Genomic DNA, 21109 nt, shown 5'->3' with positions numbered 1-21109 from the left:
GGACCCATTCGCAACCCGCCATTCGCTATTCGCCTGACATCAATCCCGCAGCAGCTCGTTGATGCTGGTCTTGGACCGTGTGCGCTCGTCGACGCGCTTGACGATCACCGCGCACGCGGTGCTGGGGCCGATCTGGCCGTTCTTCATCGGCTTGCCGGGCAGCGCGCCGGGCACCACCACTGAATATTCAGGCACTTCGCCCATGAAGACCTCGCCGGTCTCGCGGTCGACGATCTTGGTCGAGGCGCCCAGGAACACGCCCATCGCCAGCACCGCGCCCTTGCGCACGATCACGCCTTCGGCGACCTCGCTGCGCGCGCCGATGAAGCAATCGTCCTCGATGATGACGGGCTCGGCCTGCAGCGGCTCGAGCACCCCGCCGATGCCGGCGCCGCCGGAGATGTGCACGCGCTTGCCGATCTGCGCGCAGGAGCCCACGGTCGCCCAGGTGTCGACCATGGTGCTCTCATCGACATAGGCGCCGAGATTGACGAAGGACGGCATCAGCACGACGTTCTTGGCGATGAAGGCCGAGCGGCGCACGATCGAGCCGGGCACGGCCCGGAAACCAGCATCGCGAAAACGGTTCTCGCCCCAGCCCTCGAACTTCGAGGGCACCTTGTCCCACCAGGTCGCCTTGCCGGATCCGCCGGGAATGACAGCCATGTCGTTGAGGCGGAACGACAGCAGCACCGCCTTCTTCAGCCATTGGTTGACCTTCCACTTGCCGTCAGCGCCGCGCTCGGCAACGCGCGCTTCGCCCTTGTCCAGGATCTCCAGCGACTGGTCCACGGCCTCGCGCACCTCGCCCTTGGTCGAGATCGAGATGCCGTCACGCGCGTCGAAGGCGCTGTTGATGGTAGATTCGAGGGCGGACAGGGACATCGGGATTTCCTCTGGGGCAACGTGGTTTCGCGTGAATTGGAGCGCTTTTTCGGGATTTGGCGGGGAGGAGTCAAGGCAAACTCCACCGTCGTCCCAGGCTCGCTCCGCGCCCCGGGACGACGGCGGCTATCGTGGCGACACCCGTGCCAAAAACCCGCTCAGATCATCCGTGACATGGTCGACATGGGCGGCGTCCCGGCCCTCCAGTTCCCAATCCTCTCGCACCACCTCTTTCGTCCCGTCCGGCACCACCAGCACGGTGGTCATGCCGAGCTGGTGCGGGACGGTGAGGTTGCGGGCGAGGTCCTCGAACATGGCGGCGCGCGTCGGATCGACCGCATGGTCGGAGAGGAATTTTCGATAGGTCTGTTCCGCCGGCTTCGGCTCGAACCCGGCGGCGATGATGTCGAACACGCCGTCGAAATGGTTGGCGAAGCCGAGCCGCGCCAGCACCGCATCGACATGGTCGACCGAGCCGTTGGTCAGGATCAGTTTTCGTCCCGGCAGTCTTGCGATGGCCGCGCCGAGCGCCGGGTTCGGCTCCAGCGGCGAATGGTCGATCTTGTGGACGTAGGCGAGATAGTCGTCGGCGGAAACGCCATGCAGGGTCATCATGCCGCGCATCGTGGTGCCGAAGCGGCGGTAATAGTCCTTCTGAATGGCCCGCGCTTCCTCCGGGCCGACGTTCAGCCAGTTGCAGACGAACTCCCCGATCCGTGCATCGACCTGCTGCCACAGATTGACGTGATGCGGATAGAGCGTGTTGTCGAGATCGAACACCCAGGTGTCGACGTGATCGAAGGTGCGGGGGGAGGCCATTTCAACAAACTCTCAGTTCGTCGTCCCGGACAAGCGCAGCGAAGCGGAGCGCCGATCCGGGACCCATAACCACGGGAAGCAATCGTTTGCGGATCGTGGTGACATCTCGCTCCACAACAGCGGCCTGTGGCTATGGGTCCCCGCCTTCGCGGGGACGACAGCGGAGCTTGTAGTCGCTTGCATGCTAATCATGACGCCAATCTCACGGCACCGCGAACCGCAGCGTCTTGCCGCCGCTCGACATGTCGACCGCGCCGAAGCCCGTTGCCGAAAATCCGCGCGCGCCGCAATCGGTCTGCTCATTGGTCTCGAACTTGGTCTCGCGCGTGCACAGCGGCCTGTCGCCGCCCCAGTTCAGCAGCCTGTCCTTCAGCTTGACGGCGCGGTTGTCGGCGTCGACGGCTTCCGCGAAGCTGAAGATCTGTTTCGGCTGGCCGGTCACATCGGGGTGCAGGCACGTCCTGGGATCGATGCGATACCAGCCGCGGCTGGTCACGGACTTGCCGTCGTCGGTCGCGATCGCCGCCATCACCTTGTGCGGCGTGTCGTTGCACCAGGTGAGGCCGGTCGCAGACGGCGTCTGCACCGCATCGACCATGGTCTTGAAGAAGTTTTGCGAGCCCACGATGTCCGCCGATAAGCCGCGGCTTTTCAGGAACGCGGCCAGCGCGCCTTGCGTCTTCGGCCCGTCGACGCCGTCGATCGGCGCGGCGTCGTAGCCCGCGATCACCAGCAGGCGCTGGATGCCGGCGAGGCGGGCCTGCTCGTCGTCATATTCGGAATCCTCGGCGAGATAGGCGGTGAGGTTGCCGTCCGCTGCTTGCGTCGGCGTCACTTGCGTGAACGCGACCTGCGTCTGGCCGCTGCGGCACTGCCGTGCCGCCGCGATGACGAAATTGTCCTGCGCCACGCACAGCATGTCGCGGCCGTTCTGCGGGATCGGCGAGGCGCCATAGACGCCGAGCGCGCGGGCGTGGAGCAGGATGCGGTCGGCCGTCAGCGTGCCCTGCACCATCACACGGCAGGTGGCGGGATCGATCCTGAACCAGCCCCGCGTTGCGGTCGCCGCCTTGTCGTCGATGCCGATCGCGGCTTCGACCACATAGGACATGCGGTTGCAGATCTTGAGGTCGGCGAAAGCCGGAGCGGAGGAGAAGAAGAACGAGACGGCCGCGGCCGGCAGCGTCATCAGGAAGCGGGTGAGGGGGGAGCGGCGGCGTTGCTTCGCTCTCGATCCGTCAAGCCCGGGCAAAAGCGCGGAGCGCATCTGGACGGACGAGTCCCGGGCATCCACGTTCTTGGTGCGGGCCGAAAGATCGTGGATGGCCGGGACAAGCCCGGCCATGACGGCTTTCGTTTTTTGCTTCCGCATCACTTGTGGATCAGCGTGCCCGTGCCCTGGTTGGTGAAGAGTTCGAGCAGCACCGCGTGCTGCATCTTGCCGTCGATGATGACGACGCCTTCGACGCCCTGCTCCAGTGCGTAGATGCAGGTCTCGACCTTCGGGATCATGCCGCCGGAGATGGTGCCGTCGGCGATCAGCTTTCGTGCGTCCTTCACCGAGAGCTGCGGGATCAGCTTCTTCGACTTGTCGAGCACGCCGGGCACGTCGGTGAGCAGCAACAGGCGCTTGGCCTTCAGCGCACCGGCGACGGCCCCTGCAAAGGTGTCGGCGTTGACGTTCAGGGTCTGGCCTTCCTTGGAGGTCGCGAGCGGCGCCAGCACCGGAATCAGCTCGTAGCCGATCAGCTGGTTGAGCAGCGTGAGGTCGACCTTCTCGGGATCGCCGACGAAGCCGAGATCGATTGCCTTCTCGATATTCGAGCCGGGATCGATGATGGTGCGCGTCGTCTTCGACGCCTTCACCATGTTGCCGTCCTTGCCCGACAGCCCCACGGCCTTGCCGCCGGCCTCGTTGATGTAGCCGACGATCTGCTTGTTGACGGAGCCGGCGAGCACCATCTCGACGATCTCGATGGTCGCGGCATCGGTGATGCGGAGGCCGGCAGCGAATTCCGATTGAATGCCGAGGCGCTTGAGCATGGTCGCGATCTGCGGCCCGCCGCCATGCACCACGACGGGATTGATCGCGGTCTGCTCGAGCAGCACGATGTCGCGGGCAAAATTCTTCGCGGTCTCCTCGTCGCCCATGGCATGGCCGCCATATTTGATGACGATGGTTTCCTCGTCGTACTGCTGCATGTGCGGCAGCGCTTCCGACAGGATGCGGGCCTGGTCGAGCGGGGAGATGTCGGTCATGTCGCGGTCTCGCTGGCGGGACGGTCGGTGCGCGTTCTATCCGATTGGCGGGGGCAGCGCAAAGTCTGCGTTCTTTCCTCTCCTTCATGGGAGAGCGTGGACTCACAAGGGGAGAAGGACGAAGAAAATCGCTACTTCACCGCCACCGCCGCCAACGTCACCGCAAGCCAGCCCGCAATCATCACCATTCCGCCGGTCGGCGCCGCCATCGGAAACAGCGAGTGCCCGGCATATTGCCGCAAGCTGAGGTCGCCGGCGAACAGCACGGCGCCGATCACGAAGCCGGATGCACCAACGAGGCCAATTCCGCCGTGCAGAAGGCCGCGCGCGAGCAGGGCGACGGTCGCAAGTATGGCAGTTGCATGAAACAGCAGCATCGTGCTCGCCGATGCCAGCCGGCTCGCATCGCCGCCATGCGCCGAGGCGGCGGCCAGTGCGACGCCGGCGGCGCCCATCAAGCCGGCAAGCCCGATCAACAGGCGGTGCGCCGCCGTCACGAGGCCCGCTCCTCCAGCAGCTTCGCCATGGCCGCGCGCAAGCTCTCCATGCCGGTCGAGCTGCGTGACGACGTCGCGAGCACGTTCGGGAACGCGGCGGGATGCTTGGCCAGTGCGGCCTCCGTTTCGGCGATGCGCGATTGCAGTTCGGCGGCCTTCACCTGGTCGGTCTTGGTCAGCACGATCTGATAGCTGACCGCGGAGCGGTCGAGCGTCTTGAGGACCTCGAGATCGACGTCCTTGATGCCGTGCCGCGCGTCGATCAGCACGTAGACGCGCGCCAGCGAGGCACGTCCGAGCAGGAATTTGTGGATCAGCTCGGTCCAGGACGCGACCTGGCTCTTGGGGGCCTTGGCATAGCCGTAGCCGGGCATGTCGACGAGGCGCAGGTCGGTCTTCCCCGGGACCTCGAAGAAGATCAGCTCCTGGGTGCGGCCGGGCGTATGCGAGGTGCGCGCGAGCGCGTTGCGGCCAGTGAGCGCGTTGATCAGGCTCGACTTGCCGACATTAGAGCGTCCGGCAAAGGCGACCTCCAGCCCCGCCATCGGCGGCAGCGTCTGGATCGAGGGCGAGGCCCAGATGAACTGCCAGTCGCGGGCGAACAGCTTTCGCCCGGCCTCGATCAGCTTCGCATCTTTGTCGTCGTTCTTCTCGTTCATGAGAAGGACCTATCCTCTCGTCATGGCCGGGCAAAAGCGCGAAGCGCGGCTTTCAACCAAATGTCCCGGCCATCCACGTCTTGTTACTGGGCGAGCTTCCAAAACGTGGATGCCCGGGACAAGCCCGGGCATGACGATGTGGAGGCATTTGCGCCCGCATAACCGGGCACGCTCGTGTGAAACTACGTCGCCTTCTTCGCGAAGGTCGCCTTGAGATTGTCGAACAGCTCCACCTTCACGCCATTGCGACGCATGATGTAGCTCTGCTGGATCACCGACAGCAGATTGTTCCAGGCCCAGTAGATCACGAGACCTGCCGGGAAGCCCGCCAGCATGAAGGTGAAGATCAGCGGCATCCAGTTGAAGATCATCTGCTGCGTCGGATCCGGCGGCGTCGGGTTCAGCTTCATCTGGAACCACATCGTGATGCCCATGATGATCGGCCAGATGCCGAGCGCGAGGTAATAGCCGAAAACCGGAATCGTGGTCGGATCGAACGGGAGCAGCCCGAACAGGTTGAACAGATTGGTCGGATCAGGCGCCGAGAGATCCTTGATCCAGCCGTAGAACGGTGCGTGCCGCATCTCGATTGTGACGAACAGTACCTTGTAGAGCGCGAAGAATACCGGGATCTGGATCAGCACGGGAAGACAGCCGGCGACCGGGTTGATCTTCTCCTTGCGGTAGATCTCCATCATCTCCTGCTGCTGCTTCACCTTGTCGTCGGGATAACGCTCCTTCAGCGCCATCAGCTGCGGCTGAATCGACTTCATCTTCGCCATCGAGGCGTAGGACTTGTTCGCCAGCGGGAAGAACAACAGCTTCACGATCACCGTCACGAGCAGGATCGAGATGCCGAAATTGCCGAAGAAGCGGAAGAAGAAGTCGAGGCCGAGGAACATCGGCTTGGTGAGGAAGTAGAACCAGCCCCAGTCGATCAGCAGGTCGAACTGGTTGAGGCCGAGCGCCTTGTTGTAGCCGCCGAGGCCTGCGAGCGGGAAATTGATGCCGACCACGCCGGCTTCCTTGGCGCCTGCAAACAGCCGAGCGTGCGCCGTCGCGGTGCCGCCGATCGCGACGGTGACAGGATCGAGCAGGTAGTCGGTCTGGTAGGTATGGACCTTGCCGACCGGGTTCGACGAGAAACGCGCCTGGAGCTGGGCATTGGTGTCCGGCAGCAGCGCGGAAGCCCAGTATTTGTCGGTGATGCCGAGCCAGCCATTGGTGGCCTTGAAGTTCACCTGCTTGGCTTCGTCGATCTTGCTGTAGGCGTATTCTTGCAGCCTGTGTTCGCCGAGATAGCCGATCAGGCCCTCATGCAGGATGTAATAGCCCGAGACATGCGGCGCGCCATGGCGCGAGATCAGCGCGAACGGATAGAGCGTGACGGGCGCGTTGCCGACATTGCTCACCTCGTCCTTGAGGGTGAAGAGATAATGGTCGTCGACGGCGATGGTGCGGCGGAAGGTCAGGCCGTCGCCATTGTCCCATTTCAGCACCACGGGCGTCGACGGCGTCAGGCTGCCGCCGCCCTCCTGCTGCCAGACGGTCTGGGCGTCCGGCATCTTCGCCGTCACGCCGGTCGCCGCCACCCAGCCGAACTCGGCGTAATAGGGCTCCGCCGTGCCCGAGGGCGAATAAAGGACGATCGGCGGCGATTTCGGATCGACCGTCTCGCGATATTGCACCAGCGCGATGTCGTCGATGCGGCCGCCCTTCAGCGAGATGCTGCCGACGATGCGCGGCGTCTCGATCTTCACGCGCGGGCTGGCTGCAATCGCGGCGTCGCGGGACACGACCGGCTGGACCTGGGTCACCGCCGGCGTCGACGGCTGGGCCGCGCCAGGCTGCGGCGCGGCGCCCGGCGTCGCAGACGCGCTCGGCTGCGGCGTGCCCTTCTGGAGCTCGGTCTGAGCCTGCTGGGCGCGCTGCTTCTCCATCTGCGGCACATTGTAGAAATATTGCCAGGCGATCAGCACCAGGCCGGAGAGTATGACGGCGAGGATGGTATTGCGATTGTCGGTCATCACTATTGTCTCGCCATCAATCCGGTTTGCGGCTGGTCGCTGCGGCGTGACCTGGCCTGTGGCCGCGCGCTTTGGCCGTATGCCGCGCGGGCTTCGTGAACGCTATGCGCAGATCGTCGAGCATGGTGGCAAAGGGGCGCGAAAGCGCGTCCCTTCTGCCGACCAGCACATAATCATGATGGGGCTGCATCGACACCGGATCGAGCCGCTTCACCAGTTCGCGAAGCCGGCGCCGGATGCGATTGCGCTCGGGGGCGTTGCCGTTCTTTTTGGTAACGGTGAAGCCGATCCGGATCGGGCCGCCGTCATCGCGGAGGCGGCTTTGCAGGACGAACGCGGGACTGTTCACCCGCGCGCCATTGGCAACGGCGAGGAAATCCGCCCGCTGCCTCAGCCGATCCATGATGAAATCCCGAAAAGGGGGTCCGGCTCAGGCGCTCAGACGCTTGCGGCCGCGGGCGCGGCGGGCGGCGAGAACCTTGCGGCCGCCGGCAGTGGCGAGACGAGCACGGAAGCCGTGACGGCGCTTGCGCACCAGTTTGCTGGGTTGATAAGTCCGCTTCACGGGTTTTTCTCCGCTGACCGGGCAATTTGCCTGTAGAATTGAAGGTAAAGTCCGGAAGATGCGGCCCAAAACGGGCCGTTTCCGGCCCCAAGAGAGCCGCTCCCGGCGTCGCACCGGGTCATCGCGGACAATTTGCGCGGCTTATAAGCGAGCGCCTTGTTTTCGTCAACGCCGCACAAGCGCACGTTTCCGGTGAATATCGCTGGTTGCGCGGGGTTTTTAACCCTTGAGGTAGCGACTCGCGATATCAGCGCTTACATCCCACCTTGGCAGATTAGCGATCCGTAATTTGACCCGACCGGGGGTCGGGCCGCATCTTCATACCGCCAATCCTTCACCCGCCAAAGGCAGCAAGGGCGAAATCCGTGGCAGCGACAGACCTCCAGCCGATCCAGGATCAGGATCAGCCGGACCCGCCGGCGATACGCCCCCGCGGGACGCGCGGGCTTGGGCTGTCGGGCAAACTGCTGCTGCTCACCATTCCTCTGGTGATGATCGCGGCCATCCTGCTCTACGTGCCTGCCATTGCCAATTTCTGGGTCAACCGGCTGAACGACCGCGTCGCGGCGGCCAACACCGCGGCGCTGGTGCTGGATGCGGCGCCGCTCGGCATGGTTCCCGATTCGCTGTCGCGCCAGATCCTGAAAAGCATCAATGCCCGCGCCGTCGCCATCAAGATGGGCCAGCAGCGCCGGCTGCTCGCCAGCGACAACATTCCGGCCACGATCGAGCACGACCTCGACCTGCGCGACATGACCGCGTGGGAGGCGATCACCGGCTCGTTCCGGATGATGCTGGAGACCGGCAACCAGGCCATCCGCATCGTCGGGCCGGGCGTCGGCAATGCCCAGTTCATCGAGATCGTGACCGACGAGCTGCCGCTGCGGCAGCAGATGTACCGCTTCTCCCGCAACCTCGTGGTGGTCGCGCTGATCATCGCGGCGCTGACTGCCGGCCTCGTCTATCTCGCGCTTCATTATCTCTTCGTGCGCCCGATGCGGCGGCTGACCGCGAGCCTGGTCGGCTTCCACGAGAACCCTGAAAGCTCCGCGCGCATCATCGTGCCGAGCCAGCGCAGCGACGAGATCGGGGTCGCCGAGCGCGAATTGTCGGACATGCAGCGCGATTTGATGTCGATGCTGAATCAAAAGAGCCGGCTCGCCGCCCTTGGCCTTGCCGTCTCCAAGATCAACCACGATCTGCGCAATCTGCTGGCCTCGGCCCAGCTCCTGTCGGATCAGCTCGCCAGCGTGCCGGATCCGCGGGTGCAGCGCTTTGCGCCCAAGCTCGTGCGCTCGCTCGAGCGCGCCATCGCCTTCTGCCAGTCGACATTGTCCTACGGCCGCGCCCAGGAGGCGGCGCCGGATCGCCGCATGATCCTGATCGAGCCTGTGGTGCTGGAGGTGCGCGAGACCGCAGGCCTCGCCTCCGATGCCTCGATCGCCTGGGTCGCTGCGATCGAGCGCGGGCTTGCGATCGATGCCGATCCCGACCAGCTGTTCCGGGTGCTGCTCAATCTCGTGCGCAATGCCGCCCAGGCTTTGGAGAGCCATTCCTCCGGCGAGGGTGGCCCGCAGCAGATCCGGATCACCGGAAAGCGCGAGGGCGCCGTGGCGATCATCGAAGTGTCCGACACCGGCCCCGGCGTGCCCCCGAAGACCCGGGAGCACCTGTTCGAGGCGTTCCAGACCTCCGGCCGCCCTGGCGGCAGCGGCCTTGGCCTCGCCATCGCGGCCGAGCTGGTCCGCGCCCATGGCGGCGACATTCATCTGGTCGAAGGCACCATCGGCGCCACCTTCCGCATCGTCATCCCCGACCGCCCCGTGGAACTGCTCTCCATCCGCAACGAGCGGCAGAGGGCGTAAGTCGGCCATGGGGGCGAGTTGGCGATTTTTGCGCGCGGCCCTGCACAGCCATCTAACCCGTCATTCCGGGGCGCGACGAAGTCGCGAGCCCGGAATCCATAACCACCAGCCGGGGTTATGAATTCCGGGCCTGGCGCTACGGGCCACCCCGGAATGACGACGGTAGGTGGAGGTACGCGAAAATCCCCCATCCCGGACCTTGCCAATCGGGACAAGAGCGGTTAGTCAGAGCGCTCTTTCGCACCCCTCCGGCGCTGTCCGGAGGCTGCCTGCGGGCCCAGCCCGCGCTGTCTGCGAAAAACGCGCCCGTAGCTCAGCTGGATAGAGCATCAGACTACGAATCTGAGGGTCGGACGTTCGAATCGTTCCGGGCGCGCCATTCTTCGACGAAAGATCAGGACAAAGCAGCATCCGGTCGCCGTCGCCAGATGGCCTAGGACCAAGTGGCCATGCCGTGTGAGAAAGCTGGATGAAGATATCGCAGGCGTTCAAGTTCGAGGCAGCGCATCGGCTGCCGAACGTGCCCGAGACCCATCGATGCCGCCGGCTGCATGGTCATTCCTACCGGGTCGAGGTCCAGCTGGACGGGCCGGTCGATCCGCACACCGGCTTCGTCGCTGATTTCTTCGATATTGAAAAGTGCTTCGCCGACATCATCGGCGCGTTGGATCACCACTGCCTGAACGAGGTCGCAGGCCTCGAAAACCCGACCGCCGAGAACATCGCGATCTGGATCTGGGATCGGCTGAAGCCGGGCCTTGCGCAACTGTCGGCCGTCCGCGTCTATGAAACGGCGGACTGCTGGGCCGAATATCAGGGGCGGTGACGACGGCCCGCTGACCCAGCGCCGGCCTCACCGTCGCCATATGGGAACCCGCAGGGAAACTCAGGATCAGCCGTATGAGCGGAGTGGTGTTGCTTGCGCGCCGCCGGACGGGTCTCATTACTCACGAATATATGAGCTGTGTTGATAACCGCACGCGGGTTGGAGGGTTTAATTTCAAGCTGGCGTCGAATGTCTGCAATGCCAGTCTATGCTTGGCCCCCGTTCAGGGAAACCGCTGATGGAACGCAAGCTCGCCGCGATCATGGCCGCCGACATCGTCAGCTACAGCCTGATGATGGCCGAAAACGAGGCCTCCACCTATAAAGAGCTGCGCGCGGTCTTCGACAACCTGATCGAGCCCATAGTCGCGCAGCATGGTGGACGCATCTTCAAGATGACCGGGGACGGGTTTCTGGCGATGTTTCCAAGCGTCAACGAAGCCGTTGATGCGGGCTCTGCCATCCAGCAAGGGTTCGACAACGCCCCGTTTGAGCTGCGCATAGGCATCAACCTCGGTGATGTCATCGAGGACAATGGCGACATGTACGGCGACGGCGTTAATGTCGCCACACGGCTTGAGACGATGGCCGATCCCGGTAGCATCTTCGTTAGCGGCGCTGTCGTCATGGCCGCAGACCGCAATCGCGGCGATGTGTTCGCGCGTGTGGGCCGCAGGCGCGCCAAGAACATTCCCGAGCGTCTTAATGTCTACCGGGTCCGGCGCGCGCAATCCTCGTGGTCCCGCTGGCGAAAAGTCCAGCGCGTTCTACACGGTACCGCTGCGCGCTGGTCGTATGGCGTCGCCGCCGTAGTCCTTGTCCTCATCGGTACCCAAATCCAACCGCTTTCCCTGGCGGCGATGGTCAGCCGGCTCCCGGCCGCGCTGCTTTTCGACCAGACCCGCGCCGACCCGCGGCCGTCAGTTGCGGTCATGCCCTTTGCGACCATGAGCGGCGACCAGTCGTACTTTGCAGACGGGCTGACCGAGGATGTGACCACGGCGCTTGCAAGGAATTCCGAGCTTCAGATCATCGCGCGCGACTCCACTTATGCCGTGCGCGGGCAAGAAAGCGATATGCGCAAGCTCGGGGCAAAGCTGGGCGTTTCCTACGTGGTGGAAGGCAGCGCGCGCCGCGAGGGGGACCGGCTTCGCGTCTCGGCGCAGCTGATCGACGTGAAATCGGGCGCGCACCTTTGGTCGCGCAGCTTCGACAGGCAGGTTGCCGACGTCTTCACCGTACAAAGCGAGCTGACCACGGAAATCGTCGCCCAGCTCGCGCCGTATATCGGCCGAAATGAAGCCATCGCTGCCGCGCAACGTCCGACCGACAACCTTCAGGCTTACGATCTTCTCCTGCGGGCCCGTCATCGATACCGGCATGGCGTCCAGGATGCGGAAGCACTTATGGAGGCACGCGGCCTATATCACCGCGCGCTGGAAATGGACCCGGCCTATGCCGCCGCCCGTGCGGGCTTGGCCCTCACTTACATCGCGGATGTGGCCAAGAGGTCGAGTGGTCGGGCGACAGCGCATGAGCTGGAACTAGGTCTTAGCGAAGCGCGCCAGGCTGTGCGCCTCGATCCCAATCTCTCGCTCGGCTATCAGGTGATCAGCTTCGGGCTGGCGGTGCAGGGCGATTATGCGGGCGGCTTGCAGGCCGCCAAGCGCGCCGTCGAACTGAATCCCAATGACCCGGATAGCATGATGGCATTGGCAAAAGCGCAAGTCCGTTTCGGGGACTACGCGGACGCCGTTGCCAATGCCGAGCGGGCGCGTCGCCTTCATCCCATGGCACCGGAATATTACGCCTATGTGCATGGCCAGGCTCTTTACGCCGCTGATCGTCGCGATGAGTCGGCTACCGTGATCTCCGAATGCCTTGTAAGGGCGCCGCGCGATGCCAACTGCCTGCTCATCCAGGCTGCGCTGCAAGGGCGGCGCGGTGATGAGGAAGCGGCGCAGCTGACGATGGCAAGCTTGGTAGGAGCCCAACCGACATTTTCGTTGGAGGCAGAGCGCTCTTATCGCCGGTTTGGCAACAAGCCACTCATGGAGCAGTTCCTGAAGGACCTGACGCGGGCGAAGGCACCGGGGGCTGCGTAATAGGATTTTTGTTTCAGTTTCATCTCGTCGGGCGCACCGTTTCGATAGTAAGTTCGTCCGATGCGCACGATCGATCATCTATTCTTCCGCCTCGTCCTATTCCTCGCCATCGCAGCCGCCCCGGCGCTTCCCGCAGCCGCGGCCGAACCCTGCCCGTTCATCAGTGCCAAGGAGCTCGCCGGCGCGATGCCGGCGATCAAATGGTCGTTGATTTCAAATCAGGATGGCCGCGGCTGCATCTACCAGGCCGGGCGCGGCGACACGATGATGCTCACCGTCTTCCGCAATCCCGACAAGGACCGCGCAAAGGAATTGTACGCGACCTTCGTCAAGACCCTCGGCGAGCGCATGCCACTGAGCGCGGTGTCCGGGTTCGGTGACGAAACCAAGCGCGGAACGAGCGCCGCCGGCGCGGAGCGCCAGGAGGCCTCGGTCGTCGTTTTGGCCGGCGATTACATTCTCCAGATCACCGTCCATCCGATAGGCCGGCGTGCCGACGATGCGCTGCTCGGGCCGCTGACCGAAGCCGCGCGCATTGCCGTCGGAAGCGTGAGCAGGAGCAGCGAGCGGTTCGGCAATTGCGAGTGGCTCACGGCCGCGGATGCCGACGGCTTTCTCGACAAGAGCACGCTGACGGTACAGCGGACCGGCGCGGGCAGCTGCATGATGTTCGATGGCGAGGCCAACACCATGATCGCCTCGGTGATCGCGACTTCGCGCGACACCGCCATCAGCATGATGACGCGCGCAGGACCCTGCAAGCATGTGGCGATACAAGAACTCGGCAGTGAAGCGTTCGGCGAGCATTCCTGCACCAAGGGCAACGGTAACGCCGTCACCATCTATGTCTGGAAGAACGGCAGGCAGGCTTCGGTCGTGTTCGCACCGGTCAAGCCGCATCCCGAGTCCGGCTCGGTCGAGCGCCTGAAGGCGGTCGCCGGGCGCGTCTATGGAAAGCTGTAACGGCGCGGCAGGACGATTGTTGTAATAGCCCGCGGATGAGCTGAACGCCTACGCCGGCTTTCGAGCTCCCCGTGGGCCGTGGCAGCTCTGGACGCGAAGCTGCTCCTACAGAACGAAATAGAGGGATTGATCGAGACCGTCCGTGCGAGTGACGATGAGGATCGTATCACCGCGTGTTCCGTCGTCTACCGCGTTCCAGGCAGCGCTGACCGCATCCGCGGCTTGCTGATCGATGGCAAGATAATGAAGGATTCCCTTGCTCCATTGATCATCCATCGTGACGTTTGCGCTGGCCATTTGAATTTCTTGCAGACTGCTCTCCACAAAGGCAAGGGCGTCAGGGGCGCCTATCGGCGTGCCCGGAGGAAATTCGGCTGCCTTGCCGGCCGAAACGCCGAAGACATCGCCGTCGATTTCGACAGTGTAGTCGATTTTCTCGCCACCTTGATCGAGGTACTGAATTTGATCCTCAGTCTTGATCAGTTCAGCATTGGCGGCACGAAACAGCACCTCGAAGGAAAAAGCCTCCGATAGAGCGGCGCTGGCTCCCGGAGCGTGCGAGCTGATGATGGCCTGAGCGGCCTCGCTGAGCTCGCCAAAGTCGGTCGCGTCATATGGATCATCGCCAAAATCGAGTGTCGCCGTCAAAAGAGCGGGACTCGGGGAGATGTCGATGTCCTGCGCAGAAAAATTCGGAGCGAGAACGCCTACACCATCACCGTCCTCGGGCGAGCCGACATACTCGATCAGGTCCTCGAACTGCAGCCGCTCGATCCCCGTCAAGAAATCCGTCCCGTCGAGATTTGAATGGCCGATTCGCGTATCCGTCACGGTCAAGGTGTCGCCGTCCCAGCTTAGATCGTAAGCAGAACGCGGGCCGTGAAATACGAAGGTGTCCAACCCGCCTCCACCGTCGGCTGTATCCGTTCCACCGCTTCCTGTAATCGTGTCATTACCTGCGCCGGAGTGAATATCCGTATCTGTCCAATCGGGATTGTAGGCGGCAGAGAAAGCCGAGCCGCTATAGTCGCGAGAGGCGGCTGCGATGGTGATCACATCGTCGCCATCGCCGGTATCGATCTTGAAATAATTCGTCCAATCAGCGCCGTTGCTGTCCGCGCCTATCCAAACGACGTCACTCCCGGATCCCGTCGAGATTTCACCGCGCTTGGCGCCGTCAACCAGAATTTCTTGCCCGGCGGTGTTGTCGAGCGACACCCAAGCATCGACCCAGTTCTCGAGAATCAGCTTGGAGCCTGAGAAATCGCTGACATAGACGTTCTTGATTGTATTCCAGGCCGAATCGAGCGAGAGCCGCGCCGTGGTCGCGTCCAACCAATCCAGACTTACATTTCCCGCGAAGTTATTCGCGGACAGGTCGAGCGACCCGGCTGACGATTGAAATGTGTCAGAGGTTCCGCGTGTAGCGGGATCGGAGCCGCGCAGACTGTCGTATTGCGTTCCGTCGCTGTCCAGAATTCTGTACTTGTAACCCGCCGCGAAGTTTCTCCAGAGATGATCGTGAAACGCTGAGTGAGGGTCCCAGCCGGGAGACAAAGAGGTTTGCGATAGGTTGAAGGTGATCTGCGGCATCGCATCCTCATCGCATGGAGCTATCAGCTGCTGTAAGTCGGGAAGACCAAGCTGAATTAGACAAATCGAATGCACGCCACATCACCCTTCCGGGTGAGAACACGCCGCGCAATGGCGGGCCTGATTGAATTGATGCGACGAATTTCTTGGCGTCTGATCGGCAGACGAGCTGGCGGCGGTCCAGGTCGACGAAACGGCGGACTGCTGGGCCGAATATCAGGGGTAGTGACGACAGCCGGACGCTGATGCGTCCGGCCTCGCCATCGTGCTGCAAGCTGCCGGTCGTCGGCGAATCGCGACTGCGGGCGTCACGGATTTGCTCGCCGGCATTGACGGCGTGCTGCGACTACACCGTCAGCCCGCAAGCCCGCCGGATCGCGATCTGAACAGGCGAAGGCGGCAACGCCGGGTCAAACTCGCCCTTCGGCAACAGCGGAGGCTGGGCCATGAAGCGCGGCCGTGTCCCTCGGTGGGGTTGTGCGGCATGAACGAGGAACGGGTGGCACAGATAGACGCTGCCTGCCGTACCGGTCGCCAGCTCGATCTCGCAATCATTCGTCGAGGCCCAGTCCTCGGCAGCGAGCTGCCGGAGCGTCGCGCCGGCCTCGCCATAGGGCAGCAGCTCCCGCGCGATGGTGGCATGCGAGCCTTTCCGGATTCGCGTCGGCGCATCATCGGCGCCGACATCGGAGAGCAGGAAGATCATCAGCAATGCGCGTCCGCTGCTCTTCACATTGGCGCGCCATTCCATGAAATCCGGATTGGCGGTGCCAAAGCTCACGTCCACATGCCAGCCGTCATCACCGGGCGATTCCGCTGACGGGAAGCGGATCGGAAAGGTTCCGAGGCCGGTGGGTGCAAGCCAGCGTCCTTCGCCCACGAGTTGATCATAGGCCTTGCGCAGGGGCGCCGCGTTCGCAGCTTCAATGAAAGGGGGCGAAGCCTTGAATCCCACCCGGACGACGGGTCGAATCCAAAATTCAGGTCGGTCCGGTGACAGGCCGATATCCGCCCACAACTCGTCCCTGCATTGCTTTGCAAGGTGGTTGCTGAAGGCGTTCTCGATCTTGACGAAACCGTCGTCGATGAAGTTCTGGACCTGACGAGACGTCAGGCCAGCCTGTTCAGTTTGGGGCATAGCACATTCTCCGTGCGGCTATCGCATCAAGCGCAGCCGGTTTGATCTGATTGGCGCGGATGCGCCGCGGCGACGTCAGCCGTTCAGATCAGCGGAAAAAATGTGGACATGAACATCATGCGGGAACGTATACAGCGGCAGACCGGAGAATCAAGTCGCGCTGGACGGCTTCATGGCCATGCGAGCTTCAGTTCCATGGCTCAGGCTTTCACCGCAGGCCCTGTTCGTCGATCAAGATGCGGTGGATCTCGATGCGCTGCGGCAGCTCGATCAGGAATTCCGCGTCGCGCGCGAGATGATGGACCTTGGTCGGCTCGCCCTTGGTGAAGGCCGTCATGGCCGCAATGTCGGCCCAATAGGAAATGGTCGTGAACCACGTTTCCTCATCGCGGTCCTCGCGCAGTTGCTGCACCCCGAGTGCGGTCTTCAGCAACGGTGGAATGCCCTCGGCCTGCAGATAGGCCTGGTAGGCATCGGCGAGATCGCGGCGGGTACGGCCGCGCCAGATGCGGGCGATGGTTGGCTTGGTCGGCATGGCGGGACTCCTGCGAGGCGAAACGCTGTGCCTCGCATTTCCGTTCCATGTGTCTGCGCGTCACTGCCGGTGACAGGACCCATGCCGATCGCCGACGGCACCGTCGCACGATTAGGGTCATTGATCTGAAGCAATGATGATCTCGACCACAAATGCTAGAGCGATTCGCAAGTCGCGACTCCGGACCAGCCGGTCGCGAGAACAGCATCGCGTGCTGGAACCCGAGGACTCAATGGGACGACTCCTGAATATCGTGACGCCGCTGCATACGGCGACCAAGCGCGACTACATGGGCCGCATGAACGACGACAAGATCGGTTGCTCGCTGAAGGCGCGGGAATACGAGGCCGATTATTGGGATGGCGACCGCCGCTTCGGCTATGGCGGTTACCGCTTCATCGAAGGGCGCTGGGCGCCGGTCGCCAAGGCGCTGATCGAGACCTATGGCCTCAAGGACGGCTCCAGCGTGCTCGACGTCGGCTGCGGCAAGGGCTTTCTGCTCTACGAGATGCAGAAGATCCTGCCCGGCCTGAAGGTCGTCGGCTTCGACATCTCCAGGCACGGTCTTGCCAATGCCCACGAGCAGGTGAAGCCGTATCTGTTCAACTATCGCGCCCAGGACATCTATCCCTATGGCGACCAGAGCTTCGACCTCGTGATCTCGCTCGGCACGCTGCACAATCTCCGCCTCTACGAGCTCAATGCCGCGCTGAACGAGATCGAGCGCGTCGGCAAGAACAAATACGTCATGGTCGAGGGCTACCGGACCGTTGCCGAATTGCACAATCTCGAGTGCTGGGCGCTGACGGCGGAGTCCATCCTGCACACCTCGGAATGGATCTGGCTGTACGGCAAGCTCGGCTACACCGGCGATTACGAATTCATTTATTTCGAGTGATCGGGCGCTCCTCATGGACATCAAGACAGCCAAGGCGGCCATTCTCGTCGAATCGGGTAAGCCGCTGATCGTCGACGAGTTCACCTTGCCCGACAGGCTCGAACACGGTCAGGTGCTCGCGCATGTGCACACGTCGAGCATCTGTGGCGCGCAGATCAACGAAATCGACGCCGTCAAAGGCGTCGACAAGTTCCTGCCGCACCTTCTCGGGCACGAGGCGCTGGCGACGATCGTCGAGACCGGACCCGGCGTCGTCTCCTGCAAGCAGGGTGACACCGTCATCATGCATTGGCGCCCGGGCAAGGGCGTCCAGTCCAACACGCCGGTCTATTCCTGGCGCGGCAAGCGCCTCAATGCAGGCTGGGTCACCACCTTCAACGACTATGCCGTGGTGTCCGAGAATCGCGTCACGCCCGTTCCGGCCTCGATCGACCGCACCAGCGCGCCGCTGCTCGGCTGCGCGGTGACGACCGCGCTCGGCGTCGTCAACAACGACGCCCAGATCGCCATCGGCGAAGCCGTCGTCGTGTTCGGTGTCGGCGGCGTCGGATTGAACATCGTGCAATTTGCCGCGATGGTCGGCGCCTATCCCGTCATCGCGATCGACCGCCTCGACAACAAGCTCGAGATGGCCCGGCAGTTCGGCGCGACCCACGCCATCAACTCCGAAGCGGCCGGGGATATCGCTGCCGAGGTTCGGTCGATCACGGGTACTGAGGGACCCGACAAGGTCGTCGAGACCACCGGCGTCAAGCATCTGATCGAGCTCGCCTACGAGATCACGGCGAAGAAGGGCCGCTGCATCCTCGTCGGCGTTCCCCGCGAGAAGGCCGAAATCTACACGCTGCCGCTCCACTTCGAGAAGGTGCTGAAGGGCTCGGAAGGCGGGCAATGCCAGCCGGCGCGCGATATCCCGCGTCTCGTTCGGCTGAGCGATGCCGGCAAGGTGAGCTATCGCGGGATCGTGACCCACGAGTTCGCGCTTGACGACGTCAATGACGCGCTGGACCTGATGCGCAGCGGCACATCGGGGCGAATTCTGCTGAACATCTGCTGAGCGCGCCAAGTCTGGTCGAGGCAGCCGGCACCGCAAGTCCGGCGCGCAGATCATCAAAGCCGTTCTTTTCAGCCTGAACGGGGCCGTTCGCAGGCCTTTCGGCATCTGCAATGGCGCCGTGGCTGACAGCCTGGCCAAGCCAGACGTCCTGCGGCTTCGCGCCGGCCGTAACCGCCGGTTAACCATGCATATTTACGGTGTCGAAAGCCTCTGAACTGTGTCAGTTGATTTCGAGTCGAGCCCATGGCGTTCGGTAGCCGCCCATCTCCGCGAAGCATCGCCCCGACGGAGCCAGCGGCTTCGTGGGAAGCGCCGCGGGCTGCGCGGACGAAACCTGACGGCGCCGCGCCGGCGCTGATCAAGGGATCGCTGACCGTCTCCGGAGCGCTCTCGTTCCTCCGCGAAAACGGCCGGCGCATTCTGACGCTGGCATTGGCGCTGTTCGCCCTCGGCGTCGTCGTTCTCATGGTTCTGCCGGTCCGGTACGCGGCGACGGCCCTGGTCGTGCTCGATCCCCGCGAGTTGCGGATCACCACGGAGCAGGACGTCTTGCCGGGCATCGGCCAGGACGCCGCCGCGCTTCAGAGCCAGATCGAGATCGCCAAATCGGACGGCTTTCTCCGCCCCCTGATCGAGCAGCTCAAGATCGCCGACGACGAGGATATCGCGGGCGGTCATACCGACATGACGCGCCTGCTCGAAAAATTCCGCAGCCGCCTCGAGATCACGCGCCGCGGCCTCACCTATGTCATTGCGGTTTCCTTCACCTCGAACCGCCCCGAGCGGGCCGCTTACTATGCCAACGCCATCGCCGAGGCGTTCGTCGCCAGCCAGGGCCGCGTCCGCACCGAGGCCACCGACGAGGCGGCCGACTGGCTCAAGGACCGGCTCAAGACGTTGAACGAGCGCCTGCGCGCCTCGGAAGACGCCGTCGCCGCCTTCAGGCTTGAGCACAAGATTCTTAATGCCGGCAAGGATTCGACCACCCAGCAATTGCGGGTGACCGATCTCAATCAGCAGGTCTCTGCCGCACGTCTTCGCGCCGAGGAAGCCAAGGCGCGCTACGAGCAGGTGCAGCGTGATCTCAAGGCCAATGTCGAAGGACCGGTGAAGCAGGACCTTCTGAGCATGTTGCGGGCGCAGCGCTCGACCCTCAATGACCAGATCGCGCAGAAGAAGGCGGTGTACGGCGAGCGCCATCCCGACCTCGCGATCTCCTACAGCCAGCTCGCCGACATCAACCGGCAGATCGAGGTCGAGCGGAAGAAAAACATCGACACCGCCAAGTCCGAATTTGAAGCTCAGCTGGAGCAGCAGAAGGCGCTGGAAAAGCAGCTCAAGGCGGTCGAGACGCAGATGCTGGTCGACGGTCAGGCACTGGTGAAGCTGCAGGAGCTGCAGCGCGATGCCGACGCCAACAGGAACATCTACGAGCAGTTCCTGTCACGGTTCAAGACGACCAACGAGCAGCGTCAACTGCAGGCGTCCCAGACCAAGATCGCCTCGCCCGCCATTCCGCCGCTGCGCTCGACGCGTCCGCCCCTCGCTCTGCTGCTGGCGGCGCTGGCGATCGGCTCGCTGCTGACGTCGACCGCCGCAATTGCGGCGATGACGAGCATGTCCGACCAGTCTGCGCCCACTGAAGCTCCCGTGCCTTCCGTCGTGGAGGGCACGCAAGGCCGGCAGGTCCAGGCTCACGTTCAGCCTCAAATTCAACCACCGACCGCCGCCATGGGCCGGCCCGAAGCGATGCCGCGCCTTCCCGTCTGGGCCCGCATCCCCGATCTTTCGTCCGGAGCCGGGACCAACACCATCAACACCGTGTGGCAAAGGCCGGGTGCGACCCCGGCCGAGCTCGATCTCGGTGCCTATCTGCGGCCGCTGCTCGAGCGGATCGATCGCGTGCCGGTGCGCGGCTGCAAGGTCGCCCTCGTGCTGTCGGTCGGCAAGAGCGCCGGCGGCAACACCGTTGCCCGCTCCCTGAATCGCGCCGCCGTGAACCGCGGCATGATGAGCGTGTTGATCCGGCTGCAGCCGGAATTTGCAGGTCACCAGCCTCCGGTGACCGAATGGAATGACGGCTCGACCACGGCGGGACTTCAGTCGATCGACGAGCTCCTGAGCGCCGGCCGCAAGGCCGATGCGCGGCCCGAGGACGATATTCGCTCGGAATTCGATCTGATCATCGTCCACGCCGGCAATCTCGCCTTGCAGCCCGACGCCATCGCGCTGGCGGCGCACGCGGACCTCATCGTGCTGGTGGCGCGCTCCGGCGAGCTCGGCTCGGCGGCGATGCGCAGGGTGACCGCGGCGCTGTCGCGGTATGACGCGGTGCCGACAGGTCTCGTCGTCAATCATGCGCCCGCAGGCTCGCTCTCGCCGCACCCCGAGGGTGGCGCATTGGGCCTTGCGGTTTGAC

19 protein-coding genes and 1 tRNA gene are annotated in these 21109 nt (G+C 63.6%); 8 read left to right on the top strand and 12 right to left on the bottom strand.

Translation table 11 applies throughout. The annotated features are described in order from the left end of the window. Positions 1-39: 39 nt before the first annotated feature. The 9 genes from dapD to rpmH all read right to left on the bottom strand — a co-directional run bounded on the left by dapD (position 40) and on the right by rpmH (position 7711). Positions 40-885, bottom strand: coding sequence for a 2,3,4,5-tetrahydropyridine-2,6-dicarboxylate N-succinyltransferase (dapD, locus tag ACFDR6_RS03595; RefSeq protein ID WP_317241406.1), 846 nt, complete (start codon positions 883-885; stop codon positions 40-42). A gap of 126 nt (positions 886-1011) precedes the next feature. Then, entirely contained in the window at positions 1012-1704 is a 693-nt protein-coding gene (locus ACFDR6_RS03590) for a pyrimidine 5'-nucleotidase (protein WP_375857408.1), read from the bottom strand. Positions 1705-1906: 202 nt separating this feature from the next. After that, on the bottom strand, positions 1907-2893 hold the full coding sequence (locus ACFDR6_RS03585) for a DUF1036 domain-containing protein (RefSeq protein WP_375857912.1): 987 nt from the start codon (positions 2891-2893) through the stop codon (positions 1907-1909). Positions 2894-3075: 182 nt separating this feature from the next. Continuing rightward, complete coding sequence (gene argB, locus ACFDR6_RS03580) at positions 3076-3963, bottom strand: acetylglutamate kinase (RefSeq protein ID WP_128919182.1); 888 nt, start codon at positions 3961-3963, stop codon at positions 3076-3078. 131 nt (positions 3964-4094) lie between these two features. Next, positions 4095-4460, bottom strand: coding sequence for a DUF423 domain-containing protein (locus tag ACFDR6_RS03575; RefSeq protein ID WP_375857407.1), 366 nt, complete (start codon positions 4458-4460; stop codon positions 4095-4097). Then, positions 4457-5119 carry a ribosome biogenesis GTP-binding protein YihA/YsxC gene (gene yihA / locus ACFDR6_RS03570; protein ID WP_212084301.1) on the bottom strand — a complete coding sequence of 221 codons (663 nt, stop codon included), beginning with the start codon at positions 5117-5119 and terminating at the stop codon, positions 4457-4459. The genes ACFDR6_RS03575 and yihA overlap by 4 nt, the downstream gene beginning before the upstream one ends. 182 nt (positions 5120-5301) lie before the next feature. Next, positions 5302-7146, bottom strand: coding sequence for a membrane protein insertase YidC (gene yidC / locus ACFDR6_RS03565; protein WP_375857406.1), 1845 nt, complete (start codon positions 7144-7146; stop codon positions 5302-5304). Positions 7147-7162: 16 nt separating this feature from the next. Beyond that, positions 7163-7549: a ribonuclease P protein component gene (gene rnpA, locus ACFDR6_RS03560; protein WP_375857404.1), complete on the bottom strand. Its 387-nt coding sequence runs from the start codon at positions 7547-7549 to the stop codon at positions 7163-7165. Positions 7550-7576: 27 nt separating this feature from the next. Further along, positions 7577-7711: a 50S ribosomal protein L34 gene (gene rpmH, locus ACFDR6_RS03555; protein WP_008542748.1), complete on the bottom strand. Its 135-nt coding sequence runs from the start codon at positions 7709-7711 to the stop codon at positions 7577-7579. 365 nt (positions 7712-8076) lie between these two features. Between rpmH and ACFDR6_RS03550 the strand changes: the two genes are divergently transcribed. From ACFDR6_RS03550 to ACFDR6_RS03530, 5 genes are all read left to right on the top strand, one after another. Beyond that, positions 8077-9576 (top strand): sensor histidine kinase, encoded by a 1500-nt coding sequence (locus tag ACFDR6_RS03550; RefSeq protein ID WP_212084308.1) that lies wholly within the window; start codon positions 8077-8079, stop codon positions 9574-9576. Positions 9577-9878: 302 nt separating this feature from the next. Continuing rightward, positions 9879-9955: transfer RNA gene (locus ACFDR6_RS03545), tRNA-Arg, on the top strand. Positions 9956-10045: 90 nt separating this feature from the next. After that, positions 10046-10402: a 6-carboxytetrahydropterin synthase QueD gene (gene queD, locus ACFDR6_RS03540; protein ID WP_317241395.1), complete on the top strand. Its 357-nt coding sequence runs from the start codon at positions 10046-10048 to the stop codon at positions 10400-10402. Between the two features lie 238 nt (positions 10403-10640). Further along, the gene (locus tag ACFDR6_RS03535; protein ID WP_375857403.1) at positions 10641-12506 is read left to right on the top strand and encodes an adenylate/guanylate cyclase domain-containing protein; all 1866 of its coding nucleotides are present in this window, start codon (positions 10641-10643) and stop codon (positions 12504-12506) included. A gap of 60 nt (positions 12507-12566) precedes the next feature. Next, positions 12567-13469 (top strand): hypothetical protein, encoded by a 903-nt coding sequence (locus tag ACFDR6_RS03530; RefSeq protein WP_375857402.1) that lies wholly within the window; start codon positions 12567-12569, stop codon positions 13467-13469. A 105-nt stretch (positions 13470-13574) separates the two neighbouring features. Here the strand turns inward: ACFDR6_RS03530 and ACFDR6_RS03525 are convergent, their stop codons facing one another. The 3 genes from ACFDR6_RS03525 to ACFDR6_RS03515 all read right to left on the bottom strand — a co-directional run bounded on the left by ACFDR6_RS03525 (position 13575) and on the right by ACFDR6_RS03515 (position 16735). Beyond that, positions 13575-15062 (bottom strand): hypothetical protein, encoded by a 1488-nt coding sequence (locus ACFDR6_RS03525; protein WP_375857401.1) that lies wholly within the window; start codon positions 15060-15062, stop codon positions 13575-13577. A 346-nt stretch (positions 15063-15408) separates the two neighbouring features. Continuing rightward, positions 15409-16200: a phytanoyl-CoA dioxygenase family protein gene (locus tag ACFDR6_RS03520; protein WP_375857400.1), complete on the bottom strand. Its 792-nt coding sequence runs from the start codon at positions 16198-16200 to the stop codon at positions 15409-15411. Between the two features lie 208 nt (positions 16201-16408). After that, positions 16409-16735, bottom strand: coding sequence for a hypothetical protein (locus ACFDR6_RS03515; protein ID WP_212084323.1), 327 nt, complete (start codon positions 16733-16735; stop codon positions 16409-16411). Between the two features lie 211 nt (positions 16736-16946). On the opposite strand from ACFDR6_RS03515, the gene ACFDR6_RS03510 reads away from it, so the two are divergent. From ACFDR6_RS03510 to ACFDR6_RS03500, 3 genes are all read left to right on the top strand, one after another. Further along, the gene (locus tag ACFDR6_RS03510) at positions 16947-17633 is read left to right on the top strand and encodes a class I SAM-dependent methyltransferase (protein ID WP_212084325.1); all 687 of its coding nucleotides are present in this window, start codon (positions 16947-16949) and stop codon (positions 17631-17633) included. A 13-nt stretch (positions 17634-17646) separates the two neighbouring features. Continuing rightward, a complete protein-coding gene (locus tag ACFDR6_RS03505) occupies positions 17647-18690 on the top strand; it encodes a zinc-binding dehydrogenase (protein WP_317241390.1) in 1044 nt (347 codons plus the stop codon). A gap of 243 nt (positions 18691-18933) precedes the next feature. Further along, positions 18934-21108, top strand: coding sequence for a GumC family protein (locus ACFDR6_RS03500; RefSeq protein ID WP_375857399.1), 2175 nt, complete (start codon positions 18934-18936; stop codon positions 21106-21108). Position 21109: the final 1 nt, after the last annotated feature.

The organism is Bradyrhizobium tunisiense, from assembly GCF_042263385.1.
Taxonomy (GTDB): Bacteria; Pseudomonadota; Alphaproteobacteria; order Rhizobiales; family Xanthobacteraceae; genus Bradyrhizobium; species Bradyrhizobium tunisiense.
Note: the sequence above shows the minus strand (reverse complement) of the source record. Positions and strands in the feature narration are given on the sequence as shown.

What these genes read in the sequence shown, in the direction of transcription:
- ACFDR6_RS03505 (WP_317241390.1), top strand. Translation starts at nt 17,647, where the DNA reads ATGGACATCAAGACAGCCAAGGCGGCCATTCTCGTCGAATCGGGTAAG.
- yidC (WP_375857406.1), bottom strand. Translation starts at nt 7,146, where the DNA reads ATGACCGACAATCGCAATACCATCCTCGCCGTCATACTCTCCGGCCTG.
- ACFDR6_RS03530 (WP_375857402.1), top strand. Translation starts at nt 12,567, where the DNA reads ATGCGCACGATCGATCATCTATTCTTCCGCCTCGTCCTATTCCTCGCC.
- ACFDR6_RS03590 (WP_375857408.1), bottom strand. Translation starts at nt 1,704, where the DNA reads ATGGCCTCCCCCCGCACCTTCGATCACGTCGACACCTGGGTGTTCGAT.
- argB (WP_128919182.1), bottom strand. Translation starts at nt 3,963, where the DNA reads ATGACCGACATCTCCCCGCTCGACCAGGCCCGCATCCTGTCGGAAGCG.
- yihA (WP_212084301.1), bottom strand. Translation starts at nt 5,119, where the DNA reads ATGAACGAGAAGAACGACGACAAAGATGCGAAGCTGATCGAGGCCGGG.
- rnpA (WP_375857404.1), bottom strand. Translation starts at nt 7,549, where the DNA reads ATGGATCGGCTGAGGCAGCGGGCGGATTTCCTCGCCGTTGCCAATGGC.
- ACFDR6_RS03585 (WP_375857912.1), bottom strand. Translation starts at nt 2,893, where the DNA reads ATGACGCTGCCGGCCGCGGCCGTCTCGTTCTTCTTCTCCTCCGCTCCG.
- ACFDR6_RS03515 (WP_212084323.1), bottom strand. Translation starts at nt 16,735, where the DNA reads ATGCCGACCAAGCCAACCATCGCCCGCATCTGGCGCGGCCGTACCCGC.
- ACFDR6_RS03525 (WP_375857401.1), bottom strand. Translation starts at nt 15,062, where the DNA reads ATGCCGCAGATCACCTTCAACCTATCGCAAACCTCTTTGTCTCCCGGC.
- ACFDR6_RS03500 (WP_375857399.1), top strand. Translation starts at nt 18,934, where the DNA reads ATGGCGTTCGGTAGCCGCCCATCTCCGCGAAGCATCGCCCCGACGGAG.
- ACFDR6_RS03535 (WP_375857403.1), top strand. Translation starts at nt 10,641, where the DNA reads ATGGAACGCAAGCTCGCCGCGATCATGGCCGCCGACATCGTCAGCTAC.
- queD (WP_317241395.1), top strand. Translation starts at nt 10,046, where the DNA reads ATGAAGATATCGCAGGCGTTCAAGTTCGAGGCAGCGCATCGGCTGCCG.
- dapD (WP_317241406.1), bottom strand. Translation starts at nt 885, where the DNA reads ATGTCCCTGTCCGCCCTCGAATCTACCATCAACAGCGCCTTCGACGCG.
- ACFDR6_RS03520 (WP_375857400.1), bottom strand. Translation starts at nt 16,200, where the DNA reads ATGCCCCAAACTGAACAGGCTGGCCTGACGTCTCGTCAGGTCCAGAAC.